Raw genomic sequence first — 10,842 nt, 5'->3', positions numbered from 1 at the left:
ATTGGTGCTGGTCATCAGGGGTGGAACTCCTACTCGGGCCCTCTCAGGCTAACCCGACAAAGCGGGATGTCTCACCCAAGGCTGACAGAGAGGGGCTTGAGGAGCGTGGAGGCCAGCCGGTTCGGTTCTCCCGCGAAGTCCCGTAGTGAACCGCTCCGGGTTTGACCGAGGCTCGATCGCTTGGAAGGTTCTCATCCGGTGCGACTGTTCTGGCTGGACATGTTCGCGTCGGTGAAGCGGCCGGTGCGGCGGCGGTGGGCGCGAGCTAGGTGGTGCTGGAGCCGTACGTGGCGGAACTGGTAAACGGCGCCGCACCGGCGCAGCGCGCCGCGGTGGTAGGCGTCCTCGAGGAACACGGCGGTGTTCCAGGGGAGTCGGCCGGTGAGCGGGAGCCAGAAGCGGACCAGGACGAGCCACTGTCCCCAGGCCGTGAACGTGAGGATGTAGGCAGCGGCGCCGCCGGTTCCGCCGATGGCGCCGACCTCGAGCCCGTCCAGGCCCCAGACCAGGGGGCCGAGCGTGCCGTGGAGCGCGGTGACGAGGGCCTGGCCGACTCCGGTGATGGTGGCTGTCAGCAGCGGCGCGAGGATCAGGAGTTGCCGGGCGGCCTCGGCCCGGTTCGTCGCCAGCAGGGCGGAGGGGGTCGCTGCGGAGGTGGTGTCCAGCGGAGCCTGAAAGGCCATCAGGAGCCCGAAGGTCAGCGGCGCCGCCGTGCCGAAGATCAGCCCGAAGACAATGACGTTGACGATCGTGAACTGCGGCACCCCGGGAGCGGTGATCGGGAAGCCGTACACCAGGGACCGTTCCAGGGTGATGGCCACGGCGGTGCCCGCCCCCATGACGAACCCGCCCAGCAGTGCCGCGCCGAGGTGGGCGGCGAACGCTCGGCGCGGTCGACGGGCCATGCGCCGGTGTCCGCGCATGCGCAGGCGGGTGCGGGTGGGTTCGGTGCCGGGGCGGCGGCGGAGCGTGTCGGCGAAGGCCTGCGTACAGCCGAAGGTCAGGCCTGCCGCCGGCCCGAGCAGCAGGCCCAGGAGGAGGACCTGGGTCGCGGAGAGCGGCGCCAGTGCCATGATCGGCCAGATGGAGACGGTCAGGCAGGCTGTGGTGGCGAGGACGACGGCCAGGGTCCGGGGACCGCGGTGCAGGCTGTCGGCGAGTTGCCACCACGCGAGATCGTGCCGCTCCGTCTCGGGCGTGGCCAGGCCGTGGGCGAGGTAGCCCAGCCATCGTCCGGCCTGCGCGGGGTGCCACGTCCGGTGCGGCCGCCCGTGGCCGGTGGTGGTCGCCTCGGGTGCGCGCGGGCGGTACAGGGCGGGTACGAAGCCCGACAGCAGATGTTCCTCGAGGGCGCGGGCGTCGGGGAATCTGGCGCCGTCCAGGAGTTCGTCCGGGGCCGGGCCGGTGGCGTTGCTGTACAGGACGCGGGCCAGGGCGACCATGAGCGGGGTGCTCAGCGTCTCGGTGATCCGGGCACTCGCGGGATGGTCCGGGTCCTCTACGGCCGCCAGCACGCGGCCCCAGTCGCGGGCACCGTCGAGGTGCGACGTCCTCGGCAGGTAGTGCGCCAGGTCCGCCGCCGTGAGGTCGCCCAGTTCGACGCACGCGGCCCAGGCCAGCGGAGTGCCGGTGGCACGGACCGCCTCCGCGTACTCGTCCCGCCTGCTGGTCACCACCAGGGCCGACGACGTCGCGTTCAGCTCCCTCAGCGCCGCCTCGCGCAGGCCCTCGGCGATCTCGTCGAAGCCGTCCAGGACGGGCAGCACGGCGTCCCCGTGGACCAGCGCCTCGGCGAGTGACTGGGTGCCTCCGGGGCTGCGGCGGGCCAGCTGCGGGTGGTCACGCAGGAGTTGGCCGACCAGCCAGTCCGGCAGCGACACCGCGGTCGGATCCCAGGCTCCCAGGCCGAAGATGACCGGGACCTGCGTGCAGCCGGTCTCCAGAAGGTCCAGCACGAGTCGGATCGCCAGCACCGACTTGCCTGCTCCAGCCCGGCCCAGGACCACCATCCGGCCCGACGGTATGCGCCGGTGCACCTGCGCCACCTGCGCCAGGTCTCCGGCCAACTCCAGCGGCTTCGCCACCGAGCCTGGCCCCAACCGCTGGATGTTGTCCCACCGGTCGACCAGGTCGGCGGGTGCCGGCTGCCACCGCACCGGAAGCTGGAACGGGTCCCGGACCCGGCTCTGGTCCTCTTCCCGCCGCCAGCGGCGCCGGACCTCCCGGGCCAGCTCTCCGGCCGCTTCGTCCAGCAATCCGTGCCCGTGTAACAGCGGCCCGGCCGCGGGAGCCGGAGCGGTCGGCGCGACCGGGCCGCCGGGCGCGTCACCGGCGGTGCCCGCAGCGGGAACCAGGGCCTGGACCGGTACCCCGAGCGCGGAGGCCAACTGGCTGACCGTCGCCATCCGGGCATCGAGCGGGGCGCCATGCTCCAGCCGGCGGATGCTGCGCACGCTCACCCCGGAGATCTCGGCCAGCTGTTCCTGCGTCAGACCGGCGGCCCTTCGCAGGCCGCGGAGGGCGGAGCCCGGCTCCGTCATCACTTCTCCTTACGCGTCGGTAGGTTGCCGGCCGCAGACTACCGCGCGGCAACCGGCCGACCATGGCCGGTGCGTGGCCTGTTGCGGCGGCGTTCGTTCGCGTGACGATCCGTGCTGCCGGCGGCGGGCGGACCGCGGACTGGCGGAATGCCAGCGGATCGCGCCCCCGGGGTGCGGTGGAAGGGGTTGCCGTGCGGTACCGGTTCTGGTGCGGGGAGTGCGGGTTCAAGACGCCGTGGGCCGGGCAGCCGGAAGGCCGTCTGGAGCTCGTACGGCACTGCGAACGCCGGCACGCCGGCCACGCTCCGAGCGGTCACATCGAGGCGGGACGATGGTGGGGCGGCGGCCGGGTGGGCTGCCTGATGGCCAGCGGGGCGGGCCTGCTGGTGCTGCTGCTGGTGGTCGTCGCGCTCTGGCGGAGCCCGGCCTAACCCGCTCGGGGGCTCGGCGCGGTCGGCCCGGTGCCCGTCGCACCTGGCGGGGAAGCCCAGGTCAGCCGCGTCCGGGCGCGACCGGCCGGATGTGGCCGGTCGGTTGTCCTGTTGTCCGCGGGCCGGTGCGGCCACGGTGGCCGGGGCGGTGCCGCAGAAGCCCGCCGTCCCGTCCCCAGCACCCACCGCCGTCCGGGAGGACCTTGTGAAACACCGGCTGGCCACCGTCGTGGCCGCATTCGTGACCGCCTTCGCCACCGTCACCGGCACGGTCGTCACTTCCACCGCCGCCCGTGCCGCCGACCCGGCGACAGCGCCGGCGCCGACGCTCACCGACGGCTTCGGTCTGACGCAGGTGGCCGACGACCCGTCACTGGTGGGCAACCCGCGCATTCCCGCCAACACTGACACGGACTTCCGGATCACCGTGACCAGCACGCAGGTCGCCAACGCGCCGGGCACGGTCGGACACCACATCCGGATCGTGCTGCCGTCGGACTACCGCGACAACCCCGGCAAGCGCTATCCGGTGCTGTACCTCCTGAACGGTTCCCCCGGCGACCCGTGCGACTACTTCAACGCCGACCGGCTGCCCATGTTCGACGGCGTCAAGAACACCTCCGGCATGATCATCGTCATGCCGGACGGCGGTCCCCGCAGCTGGTACACCAACTGGCTCCGGCAGAACACCGAGGCCGGCCCGCAGAACTGGGAGGACTTCGAGGTCCACGAGGTCGTCCCGTTCATCGACGCCAACCTGCGGACCGTGCCCGACCGCGTCCACCGGGGCATCGCCGGGATCTCCATGGGCGGCTTCGGCGCCCTGCACCTGGCCCAACTGCACCCGGACCTGTTCGGCCAGGTCGCCAGCCTGTCCGGCGAGGCCGACATCTCCCGCAACGAGATGATGTTCCGCGAGGTCATGGTCGGTTCCATGACCAACCGGAAGACCCAGGTGTTCGCGCCGCTGGTCAGCCTGCTCGGCGGCGGCGTCCGGCCATGGAGCAACTGCCACCCCGTCAGCGACCCCTACGAGCCCAGCGTCTCCGACACGGACGCGATGTACGGATCGCCCTACCCCGTCTCCGTGGTGACGCCCCCGTACGACGACTCACTGTGGAATGCGGCCGACCCGACCGAGCACGCCGCCGCCTTCGCGGACACGAACGTCTCGATCTACGTCGGCAACGCCTCGGGAAACCCGCTGAACGCCGAGTTCTGGCTGGAGAGCGCTTCGCAGCACTTCAACGCCGCACTGGTCAATGCCGGTCAGCACCCGTACTTCGTGGACTACGGCGGCGGCGCCGGCTGGGGCTGTGACGGCGGCCACGACTACTCCTGCTGGGACCGGGACCTGGTGGACCTGCTGCCGCGCCTGCAGTCCGCCTTCGCCGCCACCTCCACGACCGCCGCGGCCGGCCGGATCGCCACCGCGGACCAGGGCCTGTGCCTGGACGTGCGCAACGGATCCTACTTCGACGGCACGCCGGTCCAGGTGTACGGATGCAACGCGAGCGTGGCGCAGAACTGGACGGTCGGCGACGGCAGCACCGTCCGAGCACTCGGCAAGTGCCTGGACGTGGCCGGCGGCGGCACCGGCCACGGCACCGGCGTCGACCTCTACCCGTGCAACGGCACCGGTGCCCAGACCTGGGTGCCCCAGCCGAACGGCACGCTGCTCAACCCGCAGTCGGGCCGCTGCCTGTCCGACCCCGACCGGGGCAGCGCCGGGACGCAGGCCGTCATCCGGGACTGCACCGGCGGCCCGGACCAGCAGTGGACCCTGCCCCGGCCCACCGCCTGACGCGCCCCCGACCGGCCGGCCCGCCGCAGGACGTCGCCCCGGCAGGCGATCCGTTGATGTCGAACACTCTTGAGAATCGAGGTGGACCCCGTGGGGGAACCACTGCTGCCCGGTGATCCCAGGCAACTGGGGCGCTTCTACCTGGATGGCCGGCTCGGCTCCGGCGGCCAGGGGGTGGTGTACGAGGGCTACGCCGCCGATGGGCAGCGGGCCGCGGTCAAGGTGCTGCGCGCGGTGGACTTGCCCGACCTCGAGCGACTACGACGGGAGGTCCGGGCCTGGACCCTGGTGGAGCCCTACTGCACCACCAAGGTCCTGGAGGCCGATCTCGACGCCGTCCCCCCGTACGTCGTCAGCGAGTTCGTCGACGGCATGGACCTGCGGCGCGCGGTGATCACCGGCCGGCCGTACGGTCCGGAGGAGCTGCGGCGGCTGGCGGTGAGCCTGGCAGCGGCTCTGGTGGCGATCCACCGGGCCGGCGTCGTGCACCGCGACCTCAAGCCGGAGAACATCCTGCTGGCACCCGACGGCCCCCGCGTGATCGACTTCGGGATCGCCCGCATCATGGAGGGCACCGCCACGACCGGCGTGCCGATGGGCACCCTGCGCTACATGCCGCCGGAACGGTACCGGGGCGAGCCCGGCGACGGGAAGGTCGACATCTGGGGCTGGGGCGCAGTGATGATGTTCGCCCGGACGGGCCGGGACCTCTTCGAGGGCAACAGCGTGGGGGCGGTGGCGCACCAGGTCGCCACGTACGAACCCGACACCTCCCAGCTGCCCGAGCCGCTGGACGCCCTGGTGCGCGCCGCGCTGGAGAAGGACCCCGACAAGCGCCCCGGCGCCGAGGAACTCCTGCTGTCCCTGGTCGGGCGCCGGGACCTGGCGTCCGTCGTCGAACGCTTCGGCCGCGAGGGGGATCCGGCGGACGCCGGGCCCTCCCGGGCCGAGACCGCCGAAGTGGCGTTCGCAGCGCTGGAACGCCGCGAGCAGGAGGCCGTTCCGTCGATTCTGCTGCGCCTGGTCGCGGCCGGCGAGCGCGCCGAGGACACCCTTCGCGCGGCCAGGTGGCACGAGTTCCTGGACGGCCGGCTGCCCGAACAGGTCGTGGAGAAGGTCGTCAGGGCGTTCACCGGTGCCGGCATCCTGGTCGACGAGAACGGGACCGTCACCCTGGCCAGCGCGGCCCTGATCCGGTCCTGGCCCAGGCTGCGCGACTGGGTCGAGGACGAACGCGACGGCCTCGCCGCCCACCAGCGCCTGACCGAAGCCACCCGGATCTGGGCCGACCACGGCCGCAAACGCGGCGACCTGCTCCAGGGCACGCCCTTCGAGCAGACCCGCGACTGGGCGGCGACGGGACGGCGCAACCTCGTCCTGAGCCTCATCGAGCGGGAGTTCCTGGAAGCATGCGTCGCCCTCGGCCGCCGCCGCAACCGTCTGCGCGTGGTGCTGAGCGCTGTGCTGGCCCTCCTGCTGACCGTCTCGGCCGGCGCCGCCGGCATCGCCTACCACCAGTGGCGCACCGTCCTGCACCAGAAGCTCACCCTCGCCGACCAGCAGCGCACACTGACCCGCCAGTACGAGCGCGCCACGTCGGTCCAGGTCGCAGCCACCGCCCAGTCGCTGCGGACCAGCGACCCGGAACTCGCCCGGCGGCTGGCCGTCACGGCCGAGAACCTGGGCGACACACCCGACGCCAGAACCGCTCTGATGACGCTCAACACCCAGTGGGAGGCGGCCGCGTTCCACCTGCCGACGGTCCCGGTCACCGACGCGACCAGGTCCGGCACCGCCCCCGCAGGGATGGACGGATCGGGACACCTCCTCGTCCGGGCCACCGGGGCACACGTGGAGATCCGCGACCTGGCCACCCGCGAGCAGACCGGCTCCTACACCGCGTCCGCACCGGTGCTGAAGGTGGCCGTCTCCGGCGACGGCTCCCGGGCGGCGGTGCTCGGTGAGGACACCCAGGTCGTCGTCCTCGACCCGCAGCACGCCGCCCCCGCCACCGGGACCACCGCCTTCCACCTGCCCGGGCCCTCGAAGGGCATCTCCGCCCAGATCATGCTCAGCCCGCACGGGAACTACCTGGTCGAAAGCGGTGACGCGATGACCCTGTGGGACACGCGCACCGGCAAAGCGGTCTTCCACACGCAGCAGTCGTCGAGTGTCTCGCACTTCTCCCCCTGGGACGGTGCCTCCTTCTCCCCGGACGAGAAGACCGTCTCCTTCTTCACCCCCCAGGCAGCCACGCCCTTCACCTGGGTCGACCTCCCGGCGGGCAAGCAAGTACCGGTTCCCGGAATCAACGTCAAAGCCGCCGACGTCCGAAGCGCGATGGCTTTCAGCCCGGACGGGAAGTGGGTCGCGGTGGCGACCGCGCAGTCGACGGTCGTCCTCGCGGACCCGAGCAAGCCCCGCATCAATTCCTTCACGCTGACCGGAGCGCTGCCCGACACGACGATTCCCTTCTCCACTCCCTATCCGCTGACGTTCAGCCAGGACGGCCGCTACCTCAGCCAGGACGGCACTGTCTGGAAGGTTCCGGGACCCTCGTTCGACGACCCCACCCAACCCGTTCTGAACCAGCGCTCGACGACGAGCGAGTGCGCCCCCGAAACCCCGTACACGCTCACCGCGGACAGCTCGCACGCCGTCTGCCTCGGCGCGGACAACACCGTCCGCGTCCTCGACCTCAGGCCGATCACGCAACCGCCCGCAGCAGTCGAGCAGTGGTCCATCTACAAGCGTTCCGCCGTCAGCCAGGACCGCGGCACCACCGCGCTGGTCAGGCTAGTCATCGGCACCAAGGACTCCGTCGCCCCCAGCGCGGTCGACGTGCGGACGGTCGGCGCCACGTCCGAACGTCACACGTTCGACGTCGCCGCGGTGCGGGTCCAACTCAGCCCCGACGGACATCTGCTGGCCGCCTGGGACGGCACCGACATCCAGCTCTACGACACCCGCACGCCCGGAAGCCCCCAGCGGGGCGAGCTGCCCGGCTACAACTCGTCGGAGTACGCGGCGGCCTTCTCACCCGACGGCAGGTTCATGGCCGTCGAAGGATCCGCGACCACACACGACAACACCGGGTACCACGTCACCGCCACGCTCGACTTCTGGGACCTGACCACCATGAGCAAGATCCGCACCCTGACCGCCCCGGTCGACACCCTGAGGCCCGATTCCGGAGTCTTCTTCGCCCCCGACGGGAACTCCGTGATCGCCGTCCCGTACTTCGGACTGGTCTCCTTCCCGTCCGGGCAGATCAGCACCGCCAGCCCTCCCGACCTGTCGGCGGACGCGCTCAGCGACGACGGGACGACCCTCTTCTCCTACCCGACCCCCGCACAGCCGTACCTGAAGACCTGGAACGCCCGGACCCTGAAACCCGTGGGAGAGCCGCTGAGGGTGGACACCGTCCCGCCCTTCGACCCGCACTACAGCACCGAGGCGATCGCCGTGTCCCCGGATGCGGGACTCCTCGCCGCGGTGCAGGGAAGCGGATCGAGCTACCAGGTGAAGCTCTGGAGCCTGACCGACCGGAGCGCCGTCGGCACGGTCCTCACCGGAATGACCAATCCGATCGTCGCCGTCGCCTTCTCGTCGGACGGTTCCCGACTCACCGCCATCGACAAGTACGGGGCCACCTACACCGCCTCGCTCAAGGGAGACGCGATCGCCCGGGCGATGTGCGCACAGGTCGGATCCCTGAGCCAGGCGGAGTGGGTGAAGTACGTGCCCGGACTTCCCTACCGGTCTTCGTGCCCGGCGACCGGATCTGCCTAATACTACAGTCGGACTTCTCCATTCCCGCTGGTCACAGCGCAGGACCGCCAGCACGATGCCGGCGATCTTCCCCGCGGACAGGGCCCGCCACGGCGAGCGGATCTTCTTCAGATGCCCGCGCAGCAGGCCCGCGAGCCAGTTCAAGGTGGTGCTCGACAGCGGCAGGCGGGCGGTGTAGACAAGGCCGTCATGGCCCTCGACGGGGTTCGTGTTGTTTCGCATGCAACGTCAACCGCCGTCGGGGGCCCGCCGGTTACGCCATCGGCACCGGCTCGGGACGGCAGGCCAGACGATCTACACCGTAGACACCGGCCGACGGCCAGGACGAGCATCGCACTCGCCCTCACACCAGTCCCGTGACCTGCAACTTCACGATGCACACCGCTCAGTCGTGTTGCACCGCGCGTTGCAGTGCCCGCCGAACTGGCGGGGGTCAGGAGCGGCGCCACCAGGAGCCGCCGGTGTTCTTCGCCCTGGCGGCCTCGGCGGCGGCGAGCTGGGCCCGTTTCCGGTCGGACTCCTCCGTCTGGCAGGACGTGCACACCCGCTCGCCCCAGCGGGCCCGCTCCCACTCCGCGTCGGTGAGCTTCACCTCGCAGCGGGTGCAGGCCGGGCGGGCCGCCTCCCACTCGGCTTGCTCGCGGGCGGGGCGGGCGGCGGCCGCGGCCTTGCGCTCGATGGCGAGGAGCCGGTCGCCGTCCGGGTTGTCCAGCCCGCCGGCAAGGGTGCGCCAGCCGTCTCTGCCGAAGCGCCGCCACACCGCAGCGTCGGCGCCCTGGTCCTCGAGCAGTTGCAGCGTGGTGGCGACCACCGGCAGCGCCAGGTGATAGTTGCCGGCCGACACCCCCGCGTACGAGTACGGGCGCGGACTCCAGTAGGCGGCGGAGCCGGCCTCCACCGCGTCGCGGGTCCGCCCACGAGGCATCGCCGGATCGCAGCGTCTGCACCTGCCAGGTGCCATGGTCGAAGCTCGTCACCGTGATCGAGGAGCAGCGGCTGCCTGCCCGGCCTGCTTCGATTGGTGGGCCGGCCTGGGCCCTGTACCGCGCGCACTGCGCGGACTGCGGGGCCGAGTACCCCGGGCCATGGCGACTGGTCCCGGGTTCCTCGTCATGGAGGAGCGCTACGACGACGGCAGCGTCTTCAAATGCCAGTGGCCCGAGGACGCCCTGGACGAGTACATCCACATCATCATGCGGATCCGTCAGCTCGCCGCCGACCGCAACATCACCCCACACGAGGCGTTCCTGCTGGTCATGCACGCGAAGTTCGGGCTTCCCCAAGCCGAGTGGGTGCAAAAGCACACCTGCCCCGACGACTGCGCCGACTGGATGGCCGGCCGCCAGGGCGCCCGGGACCTCTTCATCCCCCATCAGTGCCCGCCCAGCTGGGACCTGACCCTCTCCCCGGCGTAGCCGCGCCCCCACGCACGCATCAGCGGAACGAACCAGGGGCCACGTGGAGGAGCTGGAGACGACCGACGGCACCGTCGCGGTGAAGCTCGGGGTCTGGATCTCCAACACCAAGAGCCGCCGGGCGAAGCTGACCGGCGAGCAACTCGACCAGCTCGCCGCACTCGGACTCGACTGGCGCTGACACCAGCGGGCCCAGCGCCCGTCGAGAAGCGCTCCAGGCCGTCCCTGCCCGGCCATGGCCGCGGTGTCCGAGGAACAACGGCGGCGGGTCCGGCGGGGGCGGGCTGGCGGCCTTCCAGGGGCGAGCGGGCGCAGTGTCGCGGCGCCTGCCACGCCTCGGCGCGCGCGATGGGGTCCGGCACGAGGCACGGTGGGTGCCGAGGACGACCGGCGCTGATCAGGGCCAGCCCGGTCTCGAGGCCGTCGGCGTTGTGCTGTGTCCAGCCCCGGGCGAGTCCAACGCCGTGGTGAAGGTCGCTCCTGTCCCTGCCTCACAACCCCGGGCACGGGCTCTGGTCTATCCCCGTGCTCGTTCTGTGGTGGCCAGTCCCAGTGGAGCGCAGGTCCAGGTGAAGGGCGCGGCGGAGTCAGGCGCGGCGAAGAGCGCGTCGTAGCTGGAGAACTGGTCGTTGCCGGTCGAGGTGCCGTGAAGGAGCCGGCTGGGTGCGAAGTCGGCGGCCAGCGGCCTGGGCTGGCCCTCGGTACGGTAGGGCGAGAGTTCCCACTCCGGTGTCGCCAGTGCTGCCGGAACGGTGGCGTTGGCCTCTAGGCCATGTCTCTCCGATCATGAGCGGAGCCAGATGATGACGGCCGCGAAGGTTACGGTGCCCAGGAACACGTGCCCTCGCTTGTCATAGCGG

General features: G+C 71.6%; 7 protein-coding genes. 5 read left to right on the top strand and 2 right to left on the bottom strand.

Going from position 1 to position 10,842, the window contains the following annotated elements; translation table 11 throughout:
- Positions 1 to 191 precede the first annotated feature (191 nt).
- Entirely contained in the window at positions 192 to 2,540 is a 2,349-nt protein-coding gene (locus ACWC9T_RS38685) for a helix-turn-helix domain-containing protein (RefSeq protein ID WP_449825726.1), read from the bottom strand.
- Positions 2,541 to 2,731: 191 nt separating this feature from the next.
- On the opposite strand from ACWC9T_RS38685, the gene ACWC9T_RS38680 reads away from it, so the two are divergent.
- From ACWC9T_RS38680 to ACWC9T_RS38670, 3 genes are all read left to right on the top strand, one after another.
- On the top strand, positions 2,732 to 2,971 hold the full coding sequence (locus ACWC9T_RS38680) for a hypothetical protein (protein WP_449825725.1): 240 nt from the start codon (positions 2,732 to 2,734) through the stop codon (positions 2,969 to 2,971).
- Positions 2,972 to 3,119: 148 nt separating this feature from the next.
- Positions 3,120 to 4,775, top strand: a complete 1,656-nt coding sequence (locus tag ACWC9T_RS38675; RefSeq protein ID WP_449825724.1) for an alpha/beta hydrolase-fold protein — start codon at positions 3,120 to 3,122, stop codon at positions 4,773 to 4,775.
- A gap of 90 nt (positions 4,776 to 4,865) precedes the next feature.
- Positions 4,866 to 8,567 carry a protein kinase domain-containing protein gene (locus ACWC9T_RS38670; RefSeq protein ID WP_449825723.1) on the top strand — a complete coding sequence of 1,234 codons (3,702 nt, stop codon included), beginning with the start codon at positions 4,866 to 4,868 and terminating at the stop codon, positions 8,565 to 8,567.
- 433 nt (positions 8,568 to 9,000) lie between these two features.
- On the opposite strand, the gene ACWC9T_RS38665 is transcribed toward ACWC9T_RS38670, so the two are convergent.
- Positions 9,001 to 9,492: a hypothetical protein gene (locus ACWC9T_RS38665; protein ID WP_449825722.1), complete on the bottom strand. Its 492-nt coding sequence runs from the start codon at positions 9,490 to 9,492 to the stop codon at positions 9,001 to 9,003.
- 160 nt (positions 9,493 to 9,652) lie between these two features.
- Between ACWC9T_RS38665 and ACWC9T_RS38660 the strand changes: the two genes are divergently transcribed.
- Both ACWC9T_RS38660 and ACWC9T_RS38655 read left to right on the top strand, forming a co-directional pair.
- Entirely contained in the window at positions 9,653 to 9,982 is a 330-nt protein-coding gene (locus ACWC9T_RS38660) for a hypothetical protein (RefSeq protein WP_449825721.1), read from the top strand.
- A gap of 43 nt (positions 9,983 to 10,025) precedes the next feature.
- A complete protein-coding gene (locus tag ACWC9T_RS38655) occupies positions 10,026 to 10,163 on the top strand; it encodes a hypothetical protein (RefSeq protein ID WP_449825720.1) in 138 nt (45 codons plus the stop codon).
- Positions 10,164 to 10,842: the final 679 nt, after the last annotated feature.

This window comes from Kitasatospora sp. NPDC001159 (genome assembly GCF_053598235.1).
Note: the sequence above shows the minus strand (reverse complement) of the source record. Positions and strands in the feature narration are given on the sequence as shown.

Excerpts from the sequence above, each read along its gene's own strand:
- ACWC9T_RS38685 (WP_449825726.1), bottom strand. The coding sequence starts at position 2,540 with ATGACGGAGCCGGGCTCCGCCCTCCGCGGCCTGCGAAGGGCCGCCGGT.
- ACWC9T_RS38665 (WP_449825722.1), bottom strand. The coding sequence starts at position 9,492 with ATGCCTCGTGGGCGGACCCGCGACGCGGTGGAGGCCGGCTCCGCCGCC.
- ACWC9T_RS38660 (WP_449825721.1), top strand. The coding sequence starts at position 9,653 with ATGGCGACTGGTCCCGGGTTCCTCGTCATGGAGGAGCGCTACGACGAC.